18 protein-coding genes are annotated in these 19050 nt (G+C 44.8%); 7 read left to right on the forward strand and 11 right to left on the reverse strand.

The features are described from left to right. Window positions 1-83 precede the first annotated feature (83 nt). Window positions 84-1133 carry a tRNA (adenosine(37)-N6)-threonylcarbamoyltransferase complex transferase subunit TsaD gene (tsaD, locus tag JMX03_RS01640; protein ID WP_201594006.1) on the forward strand — a complete coding sequence of 350 codons (1050 nt, stop codon included), beginning with the start codon at window positions 84-86 and terminating at the stop codon, window positions 1131-1133. 32 nt (window positions 1134-1165) lie between these two features. Next, the gene (gene crcB, locus JMX03_RS01645; RefSeq protein ID WP_201594008.1) at window positions 1166-1537 is read left to right on the forward strand and encodes a fluoride efflux transporter CrcB; all 372 of its coding nucleotides are present in this window, start codon (window positions 1166-1168) and stop codon (window positions 1535-1537) included. Between the two features lie 82 nt (window positions 1538-1619). Here crcB and JMX03_RS01650 read toward each other — a convergent pair whose 3' ends face one another. The 6 genes from JMX03_RS01650 to potA all read right to left on the reverse strand — a co-directional run bounded on the left by JMX03_RS01650 (window position 1620) and on the right by potA (window position 6920). Further along, the gene (locus JMX03_RS01650; protein ID WP_201594010.1) at window positions 1620-2036 is read right to left on the reverse strand and encodes a hypothetical protein; all 417 of its coding nucleotides are present in this window, start codon (window positions 2034-2036) and stop codon (window positions 1620-1622) included. After that, window positions 2033-2761, reverse strand: coding sequence for a hypothetical protein (locus JMX03_RS01655; RefSeq protein ID WP_201594012.1), 729 nt, complete (start codon window positions 2759-2761; stop codon window positions 2033-2035). The genes JMX03_RS01650 and JMX03_RS01655 overlap by 4 nt, the downstream gene beginning before the upstream one ends. Before the next feature lie 187 nt (window positions 2762-2948). Continuing rightward, on the reverse strand, window positions 2949-3839 hold the full coding sequence (locus tag JMX03_RS01660) for a LysR family transcriptional regulator (RefSeq protein WP_201594014.1): 891 nt from the start codon (window positions 3837-3839) through the stop codon (window positions 2949-2951). 104 nt (window positions 3840-3943) lie between these two features. Next, a complete protein-coding gene (gene potC / locus JMX03_RS01665; protein ID WP_201594016.1) occupies window positions 3944-4762 on the reverse strand; it encodes a spermidine/putrescine ABC transporter permease PotC in 819 nt (272 codons plus the stop codon). Then, window positions 4762-5649: a spermidine/putrescine ABC transporter permease PotB gene (potB, locus tag JMX03_RS01670; RefSeq protein ID WP_201594018.1), complete on the reverse strand. Its 888-nt coding sequence runs from the start codon at window positions 5647-5649 to the stop codon at window positions 4762-4764. The genes potC and potB overlap by 1 nt, the downstream gene beginning before the upstream one ends. Further along, window positions 5649-6920, reverse strand: a complete 1272-nt coding sequence (gene potA / locus JMX03_RS01675) for a spermidine/putrescine ABC transporter ATP-binding protein PotA (protein WP_227695115.1) — start codon at window positions 6918-6920, stop codon at window positions 5649-5651. The genes potB and potA overlap by 1 nt, the downstream gene beginning before the upstream one ends. A gap of 510 nt (window positions 6921-7430) precedes the next feature. Here potA and JMX03_RS01680 point away from each other — a divergent pair. From JMX03_RS01680 to JMX03_RS01690, 3 genes are all read left to right on the forward strand, one after another. Next, complete coding sequence (locus JMX03_RS01680) at window positions 7431-8069, forward strand: carbonic anhydrase (protein WP_201594020.1); 639 nt, start codon at window positions 7431-7433, stop codon at window positions 8067-8069. 296 nt (window positions 8070-8365) lie between these two features. Further along, window positions 8366-8812: a lactoylglutathione lyase gene (gloA, locus tag JMX03_RS01685; protein WP_406947734.1), complete on the forward strand. Its 447-nt coding sequence runs from the start codon at window positions 8366-8368 to the stop codon at window positions 8810-8812. 52 nt (window positions 8813-8864) lie between these two features. Beyond that, entirely contained in the window at window positions 8865-9839 is a 975-nt protein-coding gene (locus JMX03_RS01690) for a mechanosensitive ion channel family protein (RefSeq protein ID WP_201594024.1), read from the forward strand. A gap of 208 nt (window positions 9840-10047) precedes the next feature. On the opposite strand, the gene JMX03_RS01695 is transcribed toward JMX03_RS01690, so the two are convergent. From JMX03_RS01695 to ribA, 3 genes are all read right to left on the reverse strand, one after another. Next, window positions 10048-10521 carry a c-type cytochrome gene (locus JMX03_RS01695; protein ID WP_201575902.1) on the reverse strand — a complete coding sequence of 158 codons (474 nt, stop codon included), beginning with the start codon at window positions 10519-10521 and terminating at the stop codon, window positions 10048-10050. 216 nt (window positions 10522-10737) lie between these two features. Further along, window positions 10738-11730 (reverse strand): oxygen-dependent coproporphyrinogen oxidase, encoded by a 993-nt coding sequence (hemF, locus tag JMX03_RS01700; RefSeq protein WP_201594026.1) that lies wholly within the window; start codon window positions 11728-11730, stop codon window positions 10738-10740. Between the two features lie 67 nt (window positions 11731-11797). Further along, window positions 11798-12472, reverse strand: coding sequence for a GTP cyclohydrolase II (gene ribA, locus JMX03_RS01705; RefSeq protein WP_201594028.1), 675 nt, complete (start codon window positions 12470-12472; stop codon window positions 11798-11800). 486 nt (window positions 12473-12958) lie between these two features. Between ribA and dxs the strand changes: the two genes are divergently transcribed. After that, a complete protein-coding gene (gene dxs / locus JMX03_RS01710) occupies window positions 12959-15037 on the forward strand; it encodes a 1-deoxy-D-xylulose-5-phosphate synthase (RefSeq protein WP_201594030.1) in 2079 nt (692 codons plus the stop codon). Between the two features lie 369 nt (window positions 15038-15406). Then, window positions 15407-16234 (forward strand): inositol monophosphatase family protein, encoded by an 828-nt coding sequence (locus JMX03_RS01715; protein ID WP_201575897.1) that lies wholly within the window; start codon window positions 15407-15409, stop codon window positions 16232-16234. 103 nt (window positions 16235-16337) lie between these two features. Here JMX03_RS01715 and JMX03_RS01720 read toward each other — a convergent pair whose 3' ends face one another. Then, a complete protein-coding gene (locus tag JMX03_RS01720; RefSeq protein WP_201594032.1) occupies window positions 16338-17738 on the reverse strand; it encodes a WS/DGAT/MGAT family O-acyltransferase in 1401 nt (466 codons plus the stop codon). Window positions 17739-17996: 258 nt separating this feature from the next. Continuing rightward, complete coding sequence (locus JMX03_RS01725; RefSeq protein WP_201594034.1) at window positions 17997-18824, reverse strand: thiazole synthase; 828 nt, start codon at window positions 18822-18824, stop codon at window positions 17997-17999. Window positions 18825-19050: the final 226 nt, after the last annotated feature.

Genomic DNA, 19050 nt, shown 5'->3' on the forward strand with positions numbered 1-19050 from the left:
ACAATGGCGGTTTTTTTGATTAAAAACAGCGATAAATGTATTGAACGTATCGCTATGCTAAACAACGAAATAAAGGCAAAAGCATGAAAGTATTGGGTTTAGAGACTTCTTGTGATGAGACTGGGCTGGCTATTTTTGATAGTGAGCAGATAGACAGTGACAATCAAGGCCTGCTTGGACAAGTGCTGTACTCACAGATAGAGCTGCATGCCGTCTACGGCGGCGTCGTGCCTGAGCTTGCCAGTCGTGATCATATCCGTAAGCTTGTGCCTTTATTTCATGAGCTCTTGGAACAATGCGGCATCAGTAAAGATGAGATAGATGCTGTTGCTTATACCAAAGGCCCTGGGCTGATCGGTGCTTTGATGACGGGTGCATTATTTGGGCGCAGCTTGGCGTATGGTCTAGATATTCCAGCGATTGGTATTCATCATATGGAAGGGCATTTGCTGGCACCGCTAATGGGTGCAAATCCGCCCGCATTTCCTTTTGTGTCGCTCCTGGTGTCTGGTGGCCATACTTTACTGATTGCCGCGCGTGGTGTTGGGCAATATGAGATATTGGGTGAGTCGATCGATGATGCAGCAGGTGAGTGCTTTGATAAAGCCGCCAAGATGCTCAGCTTGCCATATCCTGGCGGGCCCAATATTGCCAAATTGGCGGAAACGGGTAATCCGAATGCTTACGACTTACCAAGACCCATGTTACATCGCGGTTTGGACTTTTCGTTTAGCGGTATGAAAACAGCCGTGCATAACCTGATCAAAGATACCCCTTATTCGGAAAGTGGCCCTGACGGTGATCCACAAGTTCGTGCCGATATTGCCGCAAGTTTTCAACATGCAATGGTTGATACGCTAGTGAAGAAGAGTGTTAAAGCATTAAAACAAGCAAATATGAGCCGCTTAGTGATTGCAGGCGGCGTCAGTGCCAATACTCATTTACGTGAAACGTTAGAGGCTGAGTTGGCTAAAATAAATGCGACCGTCCATTATGCCCCGCCTGCGTTATGTACAGATAACGGGGCAATGATTGCTTATGCCGGTTACGAGCGCTTGCAAGCAGGGCAGTCCGATGATTTAGCGGTGAGCTGTGTGCCACGTTGGCCGATGACAGAATTGCCTGCGGTATGAAGTTTAAAAGCCATACAAATTAAGGATAACATATGCAGTGGCTCGCCATGGGTTTAGGAGCAGCATTTGGAGCTTGCTTGCGGGCATGGTTAACACGTTTTAATCTGCTACATAGCTGGATACCACTAGGTACATTAAGCGCAAATGTGTTAGGAGGGCTGCTGATTGGTCTGGCATTGGTATGGTTTGAGCGGATGGGTAGTGGCCTGTCAGATAATGTCAGGGTGTTTGTCATGACTGGATTTTTGGGCGGGCTGACGACCTTTAGCACTTTTAGCGCTGAGGTATTTAGTTTTATGCATGATGGACGGCTGTTGGCAGGTCTAGCACTGATAGGGTTGCACGTCGGACTGACATTGCTGGCAACCGCGTTGGGATTTTACTTTTTTAAGTTAGTTTTGTGACTTTTGCTAGATATTACTCGTTTGATGGTCTGATATAAGTAGTTCCTTTATATCAGGCTGTTTTAGGTAGTCTGTTAATTGTTTAAGAGGTCTGTTTTGGTGGTTCCAGTGGGGTATAATTAATTCTATTCAATCCATCTTTTATTCGATGCATGTTCCTGATACTGTATTCATAATTAGACTGTTTCTCATACTCACATAATCTAGATTCTTGTAAAAACGAATTGAATAGGTTCTCATAATCTTCTGAAAAATATCGCCCACCCATTATAGCTGTTCCTAACTCTACTAGTGTTCTTAAGCTTGCTATTTCTTCATCTGTAAGGGTATTAATATGCCCTTCGTTCAGATCACCCGATAAAATTTTAGATAACTTATCTTTATCTATTTGAAGTTCATAAATATTTGGATAAATATAACGTTTAAACTCCATATGGTTTTTGATAATATCAATCGCTTCCGATAGTTCTCTAGAGCCTATTAATAGCTTAGCCTTCAAGTTTTTTTTATATCGGAGAAACTAGGGTTACTCCATTCCTCGAAAATAGGTAGCTCTTGCGCTATAGCCTCTATATCTTTCCGGCTTAGGCTTTTAGTAAAGGTTTTTGCTTTGTACTCGTCTACTAGCGAATCCATTTCATAAGTAAACGATTCACAAATTTTAGATAATTCAGTGAATTTATTATAGAAATTGAAAAGCCCAATTACTCCCATACCTTCTAAATGCATTGCTCCTTCAGAGCTGTATGGGTATCTAAACGTTTCTCCAGTCGGGTCGATGCTGTTAAAGTCTTGAATATAAGGTGCGATTTTTTCTATATAAACAGCCAGTCTTGAATCCTTTGTTCTCTCAACAATATCAACAAAAATATTCCAAAGTCTTTCTATATCATGTGTTTTCACTAATTTTTCATCAATATTTTCTTTAACTTTAAAGTAATTAATAGTATCTATTTTTTGTTTAATATAAATTTCAATAAAATGTCTAGCAGTAAATAGTATAGGATAAGCTGAGGTATCATTATTCCAAAGAAAGGCGTGCTCAGGTCTATTGTAATCTACATCTGGAATATATTGAGATAAGATGGATTCTAACATCACTAAAGTAGCTGATTGGTAGCCATCAATATGAGAGAACATTCCTCTCCAGCCGTTGTTACCGACACATGCGTTAAATTGAGAGTTTTCTTGCTCGTTACCGAATAAATCTGCTGTTTCACTCATTTTTGAAAACACCCTATATTCTGTATAAATGTCCAAAAAGAACACTGCAATTATTTAATAACCTGAACCATTGATACCATTAGCCTACAACCGAATACTCAAGTCCTCACTAGGGAACCATGATATACCATAACATCCGTCATGGCATAAGAAAGTATTTAGTGTTAGTTAACTAAAAAATGGTGTCTTACAACGGCTTCACAATACCCTCTAACAAACTCGCAAACCCCTGCATATAAGCGGTATCTTGGCTTGAGGTACGCGTCGCTGCATATAGCTGACAGTGTACGCCACTGCCTAACGGACGCGAGACAACCCAGCCTTTTTTCTCATATTCTGCAACCACCCAATCAGGTAATGCCGCTACGCCGCGCTCACTAGCGACCAACTGAATCAGCATTGCCGTCAGCTCTGTGCTACGAATGCTCGCAAAGCTCACTTCTGCAGGCGTCATAAAGTTGGCTATAATGTCGAGACGCTTTGCTTCCACGGGATACGCGATTAAAGTCTCGTCAGTCAAATCACTGGGTTCAATAAACTCTTGCGCGGCCAAATCATGCGTTGGTGAAAGTACCAAGCGACTCTCATACTCGAATAGGGGCTGATAGCTGATACCCTCTATCGGTAAATCACTGGTGGTAATGAGCAGGTCAATATCACCTTCCATCAACAAATGATGCGGTTCAGGCTCAAAGCCAGTCGCAAAGTCCAGCTCCACATCCGACCATTCACGGCGGTAATGATTAAGTATCGGCATCAGCCAATCAAAGCAACTATGGCATTCAGAGGCTAGGCGTAATCTGCCAGCTTGACCATGTGCTAAGCGTTTGAGATTGGATTTGGTACGGGTGACTTGCGGCATTATGCTGTCTGCCAATGCCAGTACCGTCTTGCCAGCTGGGGTAAAGGTGAGTGGACGGGTGCGGCGATTGACCAAGCTGATATCGTAGTAATTCTCTAGCTCTTTTAGCTGATGCGACACCGCAGAGGCGGTGACGTGCAGCTCATCGGCGGCCGCAGCCAATGAACCATGCGCACGCAGTGCCGTTAAAGTATTGAGATGGCGAAGCTCTAACATAAGACAACCTAACCGCTAAGGTGAGAAAATTTCATTATAATCGATATAGCGCTGATTTTCATTCAAAGCTTAAGATTGACAGGTTCTTCATAACTCTTCAATAGCTAGCGCCGACGTAACAATAGCTGCGAGATGATGACTAAGATAAGCGAGGCGGCTAATAGCAATGTACCAATGGCGTTGACTTCTGGCTTGAGTCCTACGCGTACCATAGAATAAATTCTCAGCGGTAAAATCTCATAGCTAGGGCCCGTGACAAAGGTGGAAACCACCACATCGTCTAGTGATAAGGTAAAGGCGAGTAGCCAGCCTGCCATCACTGCGGGCAGAATGACGGGAATCAGTACCGTACGCACCATCGTTGATTCGTTCGCGCCCAAGTCACGCGCGGCTTCCATTAGGCGCTCATCTAAGCTACTTAAGCGTGCAAACACAGTGATGACCACAAATGGCAGACAAAAGGTAATGTGCGCCAGTAATAGCGATATAAAGCCTAATTGCAGACCAATTAATAAAAATAACGCGAGCAATGAGATAGCCAAGACAATCTCAGGTGACATCATTAGCACAAACAACAGCCCGTTTAACAGACCTTTGCCGCGAAAGTTGTAGCGGTGTAGGGCAAGCGCTGTCAGTGTACCTATCAAAGTTGAGACGGTCGCGGCGACCAAACCCAAAACGATAGAATGCCAAAAAGCATCGAGCATCGCTTGGTTATTGAATAGCGACTCATACCACTTTAAGCTAAAGCCACCCCAGTTATAGCCAATCTTCGACTCATTGAATGACATCACTACCAAAACGATGATGGGCAGATATAGCATCGCATAAATTAGGCCAAGATAGCCTTTAGCCGCGATGCTGCCAATTTTAATAGGACGCTTATTGTTAACGGGTGAGTTGTTTAATGATCTATTAGACATTAGGCCACCTCATTAAAGTCGGTCTTGCCAATGCGGCGGCTACTGGCACGATAGGCGAGTAATAGTACGGCCATCGCAAGGGTCAATATCACGCTGGCTGCGGCACCAAATGGCCAATCGCGCGCATCCAAAAATTGATTTTTGATGATATTACCGACCAATAAATTGCGTGAGCCACCCAAAATATCTGCCACATAGAACATACCCATCGCTGGCAATAGTACCAATAGCACCCCCGAAATAATCCCAGGCGTGGTCAAGGGTAGCACCACGTGCCAAAAGGTTTGCGTTCTGGAGGCGCCCAAATCCTGCGAGGCAAGCAGCATGTCATTACGCAAATCGGTAAATACTGCATAGAGCGGCAAGACCATAAACGGGAATAGTAAATAAGTCAGTCCAGCTATTACCGCACCTTGGGTGTATAAAATATCGATAGGGGCATCGATGACACCTATCGCTAGTAGGGTTTTATTAATCAAACCGTTATTGGCAAATAGTAATTTGAGCGCATAGGTCCGTACTAGAGAGTTGGTCCAGAACGGCAGGATTAATAGCATCATTAGCAAGGGCTGCCAGCGCACTTTGGCTTTGGATATCAGCCAGGCAAAAGGATAGCCCAGCAATAAGCAAATGATCGTGGTGATACCCGCCATCCATAAAGAATGGACAAATACCTCGAAATACAGCGGGTCAACCATGCGTATATAGCTGTCGATACTGACAGGTAAGCTAATAAAGGCACTGCTATCACGGGTCAAAAAACTGACAGCGATGACCAATATATTTGGCAATAACGCAAATATCAGTAGCCAACCCCAGATTAGCCATAGCGTTGCGGTGCGAAAAGGGCTTTTGCTGCCCAGATTGAAACGGCTAGTACCTGCCATCAGCTGCCATCCTTTTGCGCAAATACGTTTTGCCCAACTTCATTTTGCTCAGTTTTATTTTCAATAGGCACAGAGTCATCTGGCAATACCCACTCCCAGCCATCCACCCATGACACTCTGACCGCTTCATTTAATTTATAGTCAAAGCTTGGATCATCTTCATCAAAGAACTCAGAGGCCTTAATAATATGACCGTTTGCCAATTCGATAATCGAATCTAAGGTACTGCCTTTATAGTTACTTTCAATGACGCGGCCTAGTAGTCCCGTGTGACCATTATCTTTCGGGTCATAGATTCGCAAATCTTCAGGACGTAACAGTAAGTTTACGATGTCGCCTACTTGCACATCATTAGCAAAATCAGGACGACGCAAATTACGTAATGTCGTTGGACCGTCTTGTGCCTGCGCCTCACAGACCTCGACTTCGATGCGCCCGTTGGTCACTTTTCCATCACGATCTGGCTGGTCGGGATAGACGCCTTTTACCTCGGCTTTAAATAGATTGGTCTCACCGATGAATTTGGCGGTAAATAAGTTGGCAGGGGTTTCATAAATCTCAATCGGCGTGCCAATTTGCTGAAACCTGCCGTCTTTCATGACCGCAATACGATCTGACATCGACAGCGCTTCTTCTTGGTCATGGGTGACGAAGACAAAGGTAATGCCAAGCTCACGCTGCAAACGCTTAAGCTCAGATTGCATTTGCAGGCGCAGTTTATAATCAAGTGCGGATAACGGCTCATCGAGCAACAAGAGTTTAGGACGATTGATGACTGCACGTGCGATGGCAACGCGCTGCTGCTGACCACCAGATAAATCCTGCGGTTTACGGTTGGCAAGATGCTCAAGCTGTACCATTTCTAGGATTTCACGCACCCGCGTTTGGATCTCGGCTTTAGGAACCTTTTTTAGTTTTAGCCCATAAGCCACGTTTTGCGCGACGCTCATATGCGGGAACAGTGCATACTGCTGAAACACAGTATTGACTGGACGCTTATCAGCTGGCAAGCCTGCCATCTGCACACCATCCAAAAAAATCGCGCCTGCTGTTGGCTGCTCAAAACCTGCAATTAAGCGCAGCAGTGTGGTTTTGCCGCAGCCCGATGGACCAAGGAGGGTTAAAAACTCACCATGCTTGATATCTAGGCTAATATCAGTCAGTACTTCGGTTTGGTCGTAGACTTTTTTTAGACCTGCCAGTTGCAGCAGTACCTTATCAGCGCTAGTCGTCGCAGAGGTTCTATGCGTGTTCGTAGGTGAGTCATTCATAATATTGTTTCCTAAGCGCTCAATAGACTGGTACAGCAACTACATAAAATCGCTGCAATGTAGATAGTTGGCCTGAACGTAAGCGTGGTCGGCTGGTTGCTCAGTATTATAACAAACCCTTGATATAAGTCAGTGCAAGTTCGTTATAAGTTACCCGAGTCATACCGTCTTAATCATAAATATTCTTTAAAGTCCCTACGCCAATATATTTAGTGAGTTGAGAGAGGGGTAGCTTTACGTGGCTTTTTAATCATTTTTACGGCCATTTGATTGTAGGGAGTATTACGCTATTATTAAAACAACCTTAAGATAGCGACATTAAAACAAAATTTTTTATCATTTTTTAGTCGCTATTCCTATACAATTACTTTATGGCTAACAAATATAATCAGTCTGATAGTTTAGTCATTATCAGCAATCATTTTGCCAATACTTATTTAATTCAAGATCTACTTAATCCGAATTGCTACCATTCATTATTTTAATATCTTTGATACTCAAGGATCCTTTATGCCTACTGATACACGTCCAAAAACTGGTCAAGAAGCACTCGAGCTTTTGAAAGAAGGTAATGTGCGCTATGTTGAAAGCCTTACAAACACTGACCCTTGCATGCAGAGGCGTCCAGAGCTAATCAGTGATCAAGACCCTCTTGCCATCATTTTGGGTTGCTCGGATGCGCGTGTACCAGTGGAGATTGTGTTTGATCAAGGCTTGGGTGATCTGTTTGTCATTCGGGTAGCGGGTAACGTGGTTGCGCCTTCGCAGATTGGCTCAGTCGAATTCGCCGCCGAAAAATTTGGCACCAAGCTGGTTGTGGTACTCGGGCACTCACATTGCGGTGCGGTGACAGCCTGCGTAGAAGCGCTTATCAATCCTGAGCAGAACTATTCTCCAAACTTGCAGTCTATCGTAGATCGTATCCGCCCCAGTGTTTATAACCTGCATGAGCTGGCGACTGCCAACGGTCATGATGTCGATGCTGATGAGTTGGTTGATCTGTCTATAAGTGCCAACGTGCGTATGTCGGTCAGTCAGCTCAAGCATGGTTCGCGGGCTTTAGAAGACCTAACATCTAGCGGTAAGTTATTGATCGTCGGTGCGGAGTATGATTTAGAGACAGGTGAAGTGCGGTTTTTAGAAAGCTAACCCGTGTTATAAGTTGACCATATATTGACCATATTGAGTCACGTTCTTACAAAACCCTATCACTCATCGCATGGTTTTTTATTATCATGAGACAGTCAAACGAATCATAACAGTCATGGTTTGTTTGCTTACAAATTCTATTTTCTGTAAATATTGGGATAACTATGTCTAATTTAATGCCTCATTCAGCAACTAATAATAATGAATCAACGGTAGCGCAACCTGACAGCAGCGTAAAGACAGAGGGCGTTCAGCCCATCTCTGCGCAGACCACAGGTTTTACCTTTAATCACACTATGCTACGGGTGAAAGATCCTGCCAAGTCACTTGAGTTTTATACGGGCGTGCTCGGTATGACGCTACTGGCAGTAAAAAAGTTCCCTGAGATGGAATTTGATTTGTATTTCTTAGCCAAGCTGACTGACAGCGAGCGTGAGAATTTACCAGCTGGTGAAGAGTTGGAAATCTTTGCATTCCGTCAGCGCGGTATTTTGGAATTGACCCATAACTATGGCACTGAAACCAAGGCTGACTTTAGCTATCACGATGGTAATAGTGAGCCACAAGGTTTTGGTCATATCTGCTTTAGCGTCCCGAACCTAGATGAAGCGGTGGCTTGGTTTGACAAAAACAATGTCGAATTCAAAAAACGTCCAGAAGATGGCAGCATGAAAAACATCGCCTTTATCAAAGATGTTGACGGCTACTGGATTGAGATTGTACAAGCCGATTTGATGGGCTAGGTTTTAGAACCTGACAATAAAAAACTGAACCAACCAAAGGAGTGACCCCTGAATGCCTACCTCTGAGGCAGGAACCACCGTGAGTGCTGAAACAGCTGCTGGATCGACAACGACTGATGCCTTTACCTATCAAAGCATCATTGATTCAGCAAATGGAATATTGATTGGCTTTGTCGAGCGTATTCCATATTTTGTAGCATCAATCATTGTTATTCTGATTTTTTGGTTTTTATCGACTGTTTTCAAAAAGATCGTCTTCAAAATATTGGGAAGTCGCAGTCGCCATCAGAATTTGGTGAAAGTGTTTCAACGGGTAGGCGGGGCACTGATTATTTTTATTGGTTTTATGATCGCCATGGTCATTGCGGTGCCAGGGTTTACGCCTGCCAAACTGATTGGGGCGCTCGGCATTGGCTCGGTCGCTATTGGCTTTGCTTTTAAGGATATTTTTCAAAACCTATTGTCAGGTATTTTACTGCTTATCTCGGAGCCATTTCGTATCGGTGATCAGATCGTTTCAGGTGATTATGAAGGCACTGTTGAGGATATCAAAATCCGTGCGACGACTATCAAGACTTATGATGGTCGGCAGGTGGTCATTCCGAACTCAGATCTCTATACCTCGGCATTGACTGTCAATACCGCCTATAAGCAGCGCCGTTTGCAAGTCGCTGTCGGTATCGGTTATGAAGATGACATCGAAGCGGCTAAGGCTGAGATTTTGCAGGCATTAGATAAGGCAGACACGGTATCTACTAAGGCTACGCCAAGCGTGATAGCGACAGGATTTGGCGGTTCATCCATAGATTTGGTTGTGCGCTGGTTTATCGAAGACGGTACCCAAGCCAACAAGGTCGCTTCTATTCACCAAGTCATTGTAGAGATCAAAACGGCGCTTGATGCAGCAGGCGTGAATATTCCGTTCCCGATACGCACCATAGATTTGAGCGATCCTTCTGTGACGGCTATCGTCAATAAAATGCACGAGCAGCAAGCTGTTGATGTCAATAAGACCGCCACAGAGTAGTCCTACTCTCAACTATCTAAATATGTTGGCGTAGGCTGTGGCTTTAGCCCAGCATTTTGCTTTTGCAAAGATTTAAGCTGGGCTAAAGCCACAGCCTACGATAACTCACACTAAGCTGAGAGTCAGGTTTCTCATGAATTTGTATAAAAAAACCGCCATATCATTGATATGGCGGTTTTTTCTATGCTTAAATCTTAGCTACTAACTATTAGCTATCGTCTTTTACTTTATAGTCGGTGTGGCACGATTTGCAGCTCTCGCCGACAGCGCCAAGGGCTGGCAAGACTTCTTCGATACTAGTTGCTGTTTTTGCAGCAGCATCCAACTCAGCAGTTACTTGCTGGAATTGTGCGGCTTTGGCGGTGAAGTCGTCATTGTTGCTCCATACTGCTGACGTTGCATTACCTAGCGCTTCTGAGTCTTCAAAATGCGTCCAAGGCGTCGCCGCATCACCCGCTAAGTATGATGCTTGCTCTTTGAATACTTCTGCATCAAAGGTGTCAGGTGCTTCAGCCATATCGCCCATGACGCCCATCGCATCACCCCAGCTTTTCATACTGTCTTGACGGGCTTTGATGTCAGGGCTAGCAGGACTGCTACATGCTGACAGACCAAGCGCTGCGGCTACTAGGGTAATGCCAAAGATGGACTTTAGTGAGGTGTTGGTTTGAACCTTTACCATAGGAATAACTCCTTTATGTGTTGCTATTGATTAATAAGCACTTAAATAATTGGCGCGTAAGTAAATGCCGGCCTCCAAATTAAATGGCGATAACATGTTGTTTAACATTAACCATCTTTTAAAAGTGATTTTATAAAAACCACCTTGCTTAAATGACTATTGTAGATAAATTATCTACTAATATGACCATAATTGGTATAAATGATGTAGTTTATGTTATCCATTCAACCAATCACGAGGCTTTAAGTAATAATCGGTCAGCTCAAACTCTGCGGTACCTGGTTCAGGCTCGAAGCGATAGTGCCAACTTACCAATGGCGGCATACTGACCAAGATGGACTCGATTCGTCCATTACTCTGTAGCCCAAAGAGCGTGCCACGATCATAGACTAGATTATATTCCACATAACGTCCACGGCGATATAGCTGAAATTCACGCTGCTCGTCGGTAAAAGGAGTGTTTTTACGTTGTTCAAAGATGGGAAGAATGCCGTCCAGGTAGCCATTACCTACTGCTTTCATAAAATCAAAGCAAGTCTCAAAGTCCCAGCCACGGCTGTCCGTATTGACATCATCATAAAACAAACCCCCTACGCCGCGCTGCTCATCACGATGACGCAGATAAAAGTATTCATCACACCATTGTTTAAAATCAGGATAAATAGTGTCACCAAAAGGTGCACATAAGTCATGACAGACCTGATGCCAATGTAAACAATCGGCTAATACTGGATAGAAGGGTGTCAAATCAAAACCGCCACCAAACCACCAGATAGGATCCTCACCGTCTGCTTCGGCGACGAATAGACGCACGTTGGCATGACTGGTAGGGACGTTTGGGTTCCTTGGATGCACAACCAGTGATACGCCCATTGCTTGGGCCTTACGGCCAGCGATATTGGGATGGCGTGCGGTCGCTGAGGCAGGCAAGTTATGGACATGGATATGGCTAAACATGACCCCTGCTTTTTCGATGACCTCACCATCTGCCAAGATACAGGAACGACCACCGCCGCCTTCAGGGCGTTCCCAGTCATCAGGAACAAAGGTTGCATCGCCGCCGCCATCACGCTCTTGCGCCTCTAAGGCTTGGCAGATTTCTGCTTGCAGGCTGACTAAAAACTCACGTACCCGCGCAATATCTTTATTCGTAGGAACGACGTTAGTATCAGCAGCTGTTGTCGAACTTAGTATATTAGGAATAGTCATAAAAACATCTATAATAAAAGTAGGTGATGATAAATTTTAAGGCCAATGACGTCCTTTATCTTAACGTTCATTTATTGAGGTGAGCCTCGGTATAAAACTCTTTATCAAGTAAGTGCCCCATACGGTCACGCTTGGTCGCTAAATACTCAGCATTCATGTCATTGACTCCGACCACTGAAGGCACGCGCTCAGTGACATTGATCCCATGATCCGTTAAATAAGCGACTTTGTCAGGGTTGTTGGTGATGAGGCGTACCTCGTCGACACCGACATGTGCCAGCATCGGCCCGCACATATCATAAATACGCGCATCTGCAGGCAAGCCAAGCATCAGATTGGCATCAAGCGTATCATGACCTTGATCTTGCAAGGCATAAGCACGTATCTTATTGGTCAAGCCAATGCCGCGACCTTCTTGGCGCAAGTACAAGATAGCGCCGCAGCCAGAGGCCTGTATCGCTTGCATGGCAGTATTTAGCTGTGGCCCGCAGTCGCACTTTAAGGAGCTAAAAGCATCCCCTGTCAAGCACTCAGAGTGAATGCGCACTAATGGGGCGGGACGCTGTGACAGCTCGTCGTCTTTTTTGTCCAAGGTAGCATCAAGCTCTATGTCTTGATCGACCACAGGCAGGCCGACAGTGAGCATGACATGCTCCTGACCGTCTTGATTCTCAAAGACATGAAGATCAAACTTGCCATGACGAGTGGGCAACTTAGCACTAGTAATAAATTGATATGACATTAATGTCCTGCGATAGACTGATCATCGTGATAGTAGATGGTGTAGTCATAGTCATGTCGTGATAACTATGGTGATATGGTTGTATAATGCTAGCAAAAATAGCATGTTAGTCGTATTTGCGAGAAAAACACACAAAGTTCACAGACTACGCACGATGATTAAAGCGACTGTTTAAAAAAAATGCTATTATGCCATACTATTTTAATGGATACAGTGACAAGTCTTTGTCCTTACATTACTGTATCGTCATTAGCGCATAGTGAGCTCACATTTTACTGAGAAACAAAGATGTGGCTATACTCATGCAAAATCGAATAACACAATGACGATGCGTCAACCACGTCTTAACTTATCCTTGATAATCATACATCGTTTGTGATTATTGAGAGTTGGATTATCCCATACTACCTTATCAATACGGTAAGGCAGGGTGGTGATATGTTAAGGTAGCATCTTGTCAGCAGATTGGTAGGTATCGTACGATTTATGCAGCAGACATCTTATTCCACACAGTCTTGGTCTTCACCTGCGTCGCTCTCTACGCCATCAGCTACCGACTCTGCTGCACACTTATCTGGCTTGCAACAGACCTTCGAGCAGATACCGCGTACGCGTCCTGACACGCCACTACTCGACGCTATTGATGCACCGTTAGACCTAAAAGCACTCACTACAGATCAGCTGATTACTTTGGCTGATGAGCTGCGCTTGTTTTTATTATATTCAGCAGGCCAAAGTGGTGGGCATTTTGGTGCAAACTTAGGCGTGATCGAGCTGACCATTGCGTTACATTATTTATTAGATGCTCCTAACGACCAGATTATTTGGGATGTGGGTCATCAAGCTTATGCGCATAAAGTCTTGACCGGACGTCGTGACAAGCTTGGCAGTATCCGCTCAAAAGAAGGTCTGACTGCGTTTCCTGAGCGTGCTGAGTCTATTTATGACACTTTTGGTGTTGGTCATTCTTCAACCTCTATTTCAGCAGGTCTGGGAATGAGCTTGGCGCTGCGCTATCAAGGTCGTCCGCAGACCGTCGCTTGTGTGATAGGTGACGGTGCGATGACAGGTGGCATGGCCTTTGAAGCCATGAATGACGCTGCACAACAAGACGCTGATTTATTAGTCGTTCTAAATGACAATGATATGTCGATATCCTGCTCTATTGGCGGTTTTTCAAGACATTCAGCGATGCTTTGGGAGTCAGGTTATCAGGTCGATATCTCAGATGAAGGTGAGCCATTAATCCGCCGTCGCCCAGATATGCGGGCTTATGATAGACGCAAGCGTCATAGTGAGCAGCGCAATGTACCGCAATTAGAAGACAACTTATTCAAAGCCATAGGCTTTACTTATTTTGGCCCGTTTGATGGTCATGACATGCCTGAGCTGCTGCGAGTATTATCGCTAGCGAAGCAAGTGTCTGGACCTGTATTGGTACATATTTATACCACTAAAGGTAAAGGTTTTGCTCCTGCTGAGGCTGATCCAGTCGGTTATCATGCGATTAGCAAGTTACCTGTAGAAGAGGTAGCGAAGACTGACTCAAAGAAAGACAACGCTGCTGATACTATGGTGCCGGCACTGAAGTATTCGCAAGTGTTTGGTCAGTTCTTATGTGACAAAGCTGCTGAGGATGACAAGCTGCTCGCTATTACCCCTGCTATGGAAGAAGGCTCGGGTATGATTGACTTTGCGCGTCATTTCCCTGAGCGTTTCTTTGATGTGGCGATTGCTGAGCAACATGCAGTGACACTCGCAGGCGGTATGGCTACTCAAGGCGTCAAGCCAGTTGTGGCTATTTACTCCACCTTTTTGCAGCGTGGTTACGATCAGCTTATTCATGATGTTGCCCTACAAGACCTTGATGTGACTTTTGCTATCGATCGAGCAGGCTTGGTTGGTGAAGATGGCGCCACTCATGCGGGCGTGTTTGACTTGGCTTTTTTGCGCTGTGTGCCCAATATGCTAATCGCCACGCCAAAAGATGAAAATGAGTGCTATCACTTATTGAATACTTGCTATGAGTACCAAGGTAGCACCGCAGTACGCTACCCACGTGGCACAGGTACTGGTGCGATGATCAGCCGCCCAGCGCAGAGCTATAAAGTAGGTCAAGCGGTCGTAGAGTCAGTCTTAGGGCAAGCAAACGCCCCTAAGAAGCTTGCGCTGCTCGCATTCGGGACGATGGTAGCCACTGCGGAGCAAGCGGCCCAAACTCTGACATCTGACGATGTGAAATCCGATTGTCAGGTGCAGGTCGTTAATATGCGCTGGGTGAAGCCATTAGATACCAATTTGCTTGAGACTTTGCTTGAGCAAGGCGTCACCCATATAGCAACCCTAGAAGAGCATATGATCATGGGCGGGGCTGGTAGTGCTGTCAATGAGTACTTGCTTAATGCGTCTCCAGCCTTTGCCACTAGCCGTCCCGCTATTTGTAATATTGGTATTCCAGATCGTTTTATCGCCCATGGTTCACAGGCAGAGCAGTTAGCGGATTGTGGCCTTGACGTGAGCGGTGTGGTTATTCAGCTACAGCAGCTATTGTCTGAAAAAGCATAGATGTATTAAGTGGATAGAAAAGGTTAAGTAAACAGAGAAAGCTTTAAGATACCTCGAGAAAAATAAAACTCCGATTAATCGAAGTATGATTTGACCAAAAATATTTAAAATGTCGTAACGCCTGCTTGCCGCAGGTGCTCATTGTTTTACAGCTTACGTAGTTTGTGATGGCAACCATGAAAGATGGTAAGCTTGGTGTTTTTGATTTTTCTTATTTCGTGTTTTTAGTATGCTGTTAGCAGTGTTTTTAGGTTGTAGAGAAGTAAGGTAATACAGTGGACAATCGTTCTGCTGTTTACGAGTATATAGGCAATATTAGTAGTTCTCATTCTTTCGTTTTTATTCATTCATTAAGCAGATAGGTTATTTATGGAACCCATGGTCGTCATCGCAGCGCGTACTGCCGAAAAAGTTGGTGCAGAAATTTTATACGCGCATCAAAACCGCCACAAAGTCGAGTTTGAGACGGAGTCAAAAGGTCTCGATGGCTTGGTAACACGCATCGACCGCTATAGTGAAGAGCTGACCATAGCCACACTAAAAAACAGCTATCCGAATCACTCGTTTTTGGGTGAAGAGTTTGGGATGCAAGAAGGCCAAGGCGAAGATGCTGATTGGTGCTGGATTATTGATCCGCTAGATGGTACCAAAAACTTCGTTTATGGCGTACCGCATTTCTGTGTATCGATAGCCGTGCAGCATAAAGGCGTGACGCAACATGGTGTGGTCTACGATCCAATTCGTGATGAGATGTTCTCTGCCAGTCGCGGTAAAGGTGCTCGTTTGAATCAGCGCCGTATCAGCGTTGGTGAGCGTAAAACCATTGATGGTGGCTTATTTACGACTGGGCATCCTCTTGAGCGCAAGCGTGATGGTCAAGTCATCTCTTATGCCAAAGAGCATTTTGAGAGTTTACAAAAGGTCGCTGAGGCAGGTGGTCAAACTCGCCGTTTAGGATCAGCAGCACTTGATTTGTGTTATGTGGCTGCAGGCCGTTTTGATGGTTACTTTGAGATGTCTATCAAGCCGTGGGACATCGCAGCGGGTGAGCTGATCGTATCAGAGGCACGCGGTGTGGTCGTTGATCATACAGGTGCACACAACTCTATGACCTCAGGCTCTATCTTTGCTTGTAATGTGAAGCTATTGAAGCCATTGATGCAAGTGGTCGTGCCAACATGGCGTGATGTAGTATAAGCCAATGACAAAGCTGTAAGTCTGTCAGACTCACGAATGTAAAAAAGCTGGTTCCGTTATGGAGCCAGCTTTTTTATTGCGCTATGGTTCTTGTCTGGTTTGGCTAGTCACGAAGCCCCAACCCTGACGGTAACTCGTTGCTGGTGCGTTCTAGTAGCTGTAACTCTTCTTCTATCAACAAGAGCATGTCTTGCACATGAGGCAAGGTCTTGCTACAAGCAGTGATACCAAACTCAATCTTATCCAAATAACTGGCAAGCGTAATATTCATGGCTTGTCCGTTAAATACAACAGAAGCTGGATACAAGGCTTGCAGACGTGCACCATTCCAATACAATGGCTTTTCAGAGCCAGGAACGTTGGAGATGATCAGGTTAAAGGCTTGTTTTTTTGGAAAGAGGCCAGTCGCCAGATTGATACCTTCCCACGCATAGGCGATGGCGCTGTAGTTGATGACTTGCGCTTGGGTCATACGTCTAAAGCGGCGTTTACCATTATTCATACTGCGATGAATCAGCTTCATTCGGCGCATTGGGTCGTCTAGATGTGTGCCCAAATTGGCCAACACAAATGAGAGCTGATTGCCTGCTGTGCTGTTATCACTGCGTAGTGACATCGGCACAAACGCAATCAATGGCTTGGTAGGCAAGGCCTTCATCGATATTAAGTAGCGACGGATGGCACCAGCACAAACAGCAAGCACCACATCGTTTCTACTCACCTCTAACTTATCAGCAATATCATGAAAGCGCTTGATGTCATAAGACTGAGCCGCTATCCGCCGTGAAGCAGATATACGCTTGTTCAATATGCTCATGGGCGCGTCAAACGTACCGACATAGTCGTCATCACCATAGTTTTTTAGATTATCCATCAACTCTGTAAATACAGGCTTGATGGTGGATAGTTGCTCTTTTACAATTCCAAAGGCCGAGCGTTTGGCAGGTGATGCAGCGTTGATTTGGTTGCGATGGCGAGCTACTAACGACCAGACTGGCAGAGTGACTGTTTCGGTCGGTGATTGTGATAGCGTCTTTTGCAGTAGGCGCATGGCGGCGATACCATCAACTAGAGAGTGGTGAATCTTGAAATATAATGCGAAACGCTCAGGGCCATCTTCGGTATCTGGTTGCACGCCTTCAATCACATGGCATTCCCATAGTGGCATAGCACGGTCAAGCAGGCGTCCATGCTCTCTTGAAACATACATAAGCAGTTCGCGCACGCGGGCAGGCTTGGGCAGGGCGACATGGTGAAAGTGATGCTCAACATCAAAGTGTTTATCTTCTTTCCAAAAAATCAGATTCTCAAGCACTTGGTTAAATGGAAAGCTTGGTGGTACCTCAGAGTTTTGCATCTGCTTGACCAACTCGTAAACAAAATTATGCTCGGCACCCTGAGCGTCTTCGGGCAACTCAAACAAGAACAAACCGCCCACATGCATCGGCTGTTTACGCGATTCAAGAATTAAAAATAGCTGATCAACTGCTGTCAAAAGTCGCATAATAAGTCCTTTTATGGCGATAAATAATGGGTAATGAGCTATTCATATTCACCATATAAGCGCCTACTTAAATGATTACTACCTTATAGAATTGCTAATATCTTAAATAATTACTGATACCTTAAATGATTACGACAACAAGGCGTCTATACAAATATAGACTGCTGTGTCCAAGCTTTATAATTGTGTTTTATAAATATTTTGTATATGGAGCATAAGTTAAGTACCAGTGCGTAAATATCAGTACACTCTCATAAGCTACTGAAAAAAGTAGCCAGTCTGCGGTGAGCTGGCAGCTGCCATCTTGCGCATCGGCATACGGCCTGCCAAAAACGCCTCACGACCTGCCCAAATGGCATGTTTCATTGCTTGTGCCATCAGCACTGGATTTTGTGCATTGGCAATGGCTGAGTTCATCAGTACGCCATCGCAGCCAAGCTCCATCGCGATCGCCGCATCGGATGCTGTGCCAACGCCTGCATCCACTAACACAGGTACTTTGGCGTTTTCGATGATGAGGCTTAAGGTATGACGATTGAGCAGCCCAAGGCCAGAGCCGATAAGGCTGCCAAGAGGCATAATGGCGACGCAGCCCATGCTCTCAAGCTCTTGTGCAACGATAGGGTCATCTGAAGTATATACCATCACCTCAAAACCATCATCAACCAGTACTTGTGCCGCTTTTAATGTTTCCATTACATTAGGGTAGAGGGTTTTTTCATCACCCAATACTTCAAGCTTGACTAGATTATGCCCGCCTAATAGCTCGCGAGCAAGCTTACAAGTACGAACCGCTGTTTCGGCATCAAAACAACCCGCAGTATTGGGTAAAATGGTATATTTATCAGGTGAAATCACATCCAGTAAATTTGGCTCATTACTGTTTTGACCAATATTAGTACGACGAATGGCAACCGTCACAATCTCTGCCTCTGAAGCGGCAATGGCAGCACCAGTTTCATTCATGTCTTTATACTTACCAGTACCTACCAGTAAACGTGACGAAAATGTGCGACTACCCACCGTAAAGGTATCTTGAGGAAGTGCTAGGCTTTCAGTAGTAGTTTGGGATAGAGCTTGTGACATATCTGGAATCCTGATAATAGACGGACTATAAAAGATAAAAGCGTCATTCAATAAGTAAACAACAAATATAGAGTAAAGCGCTAAAGGTCATTCAAATGGCCAACGCCTGCTCATCTCATCATAAAATGGCGCAAAAGCCTTGCGAATCACGCAAAGCAAAATGTTATTATAACAAACTCATCAGCGCTTACTGACAAACTTTAACCAGTTTAACGCATTCACGTAT

The sequence above is a fragment of the Psychrobacter fulvigenes genome (assembly GCF_904846155.1).
GTDB classification, from domain to species: domain Bacteria; phylum Pseudomonadota; class Gammaproteobacteria; order Pseudomonadales; family Moraxellaceae; genus Psychrobacter; species Psychrobacter fulvigenes.

Bases quoted from the DNA above. Each gene is read 5' to 3' on its own strand.
- tsaD (WP_201594006.1), top strand. From the start codon at position 84: ATGAAAGTATTGGGTTTAGAGACTTCTTGTGATGAGACTGGGCTGGCT.
- crcB (WP_201594008.1), top strand. From the start codon at position 1,166: ATGCAGTGGCTCGCCATGGGTTTAGGAGCAGCATTTGGAGCTTGCTTG.
- JMX03_RS01655 (WP_201594012.1), bottom strand. From the start codon at position 2,761: ATGAGTGAAACAGCAGATTTATTCGGTAACGAGCAAGAAAACTCTCAA.
- JMX03_RS01660 (WP_201594014.1), bottom strand. From the start codon at position 3,839: ATGTTAGAGCTTCGCCATCTCAATACTTTAACGGCACTGCGTGCGCAT.
- potC (WP_201594016.1), bottom strand. From the start codon at position 4,762: ATGTCTAATAGATCATTAAACAACTCACCCGTTAACAATAAGCGTCCT.
- potB (WP_201594018.1), bottom strand. From the start codon at position 5,649: ATGGCAGGTACTAGCCGTTTCAATCTGGGCAGCAAAAGCCCTTTTCGC.
- potA (WP_227695115.1), bottom strand. From the start codon at position 6,920: ATGAATGACTCACCTACGAACACGCATAGAACCTCTGCGACGACTAGC.
- JMX03_RS01680 (WP_201594020.1), top strand. From the start codon at position 7,431: ATGCCTACTGATACACGTCCAAAAACTGGTCAAGAAGCACTCGAGCTT.
- gloA (WP_406947734.1), top strand. From the start codon at position 8,366: ATGCTACGGGTGAAAGATCCTGCCAAGTCACTTGAGTTTTATACGGGC.
- JMX03_RS01690 (WP_201594024.1), top strand. From the start codon at position 8,865: ATGCCTACCTCTGAGGCAGGAACCACCGTGAGTGCTGAAACAGCTGCT.
- JMX03_RS01695 (WP_201575902.1), bottom strand. From the start codon at position 10,521: ATGGTAAAGGTTCAAACCAACACCTCACTAAAGTCCATCTTTGGCATT.
- hemF (WP_201594026.1), bottom strand. From the start codon at position 11,730: ATGACTATTCCTAATATACTAAGTTCGACAACAGCTGCTGATACTAAC.
- ribA (WP_201594028.1), bottom strand. From the start codon at position 12,472: ATGTCATATCAATTTATTACTAGTGCTAAGTTGCCCACTCGTCATGGC.
- dxs (WP_201594030.1), top strand. From the start codon at position 12,959: ATGCAGCAGACATCTTATTCCACACAGTCTTGGTCTTCACCTGCGTCG.
- JMX03_RS01715 (WP_201575897.1), top strand. From the start codon at position 15,407: ATGGAACCCATGGTCGTCATCGCAGCGCGTACTGCCGAAAAAGTTGGT.
- JMX03_RS01720 (WP_201594032.1), bottom strand. From the start codon at position 17,738: ATGCGACTTTTGACAGCAGTTGATCAGCTATTTTTAATTCTTGAATCG.
- JMX03_RS01725 (WP_201594034.1), bottom strand. From the start codon at position 18,824: ATGTCACAAGCTCTATCCCAAACTACTACTGAAAGCCTAGCACTTCCT.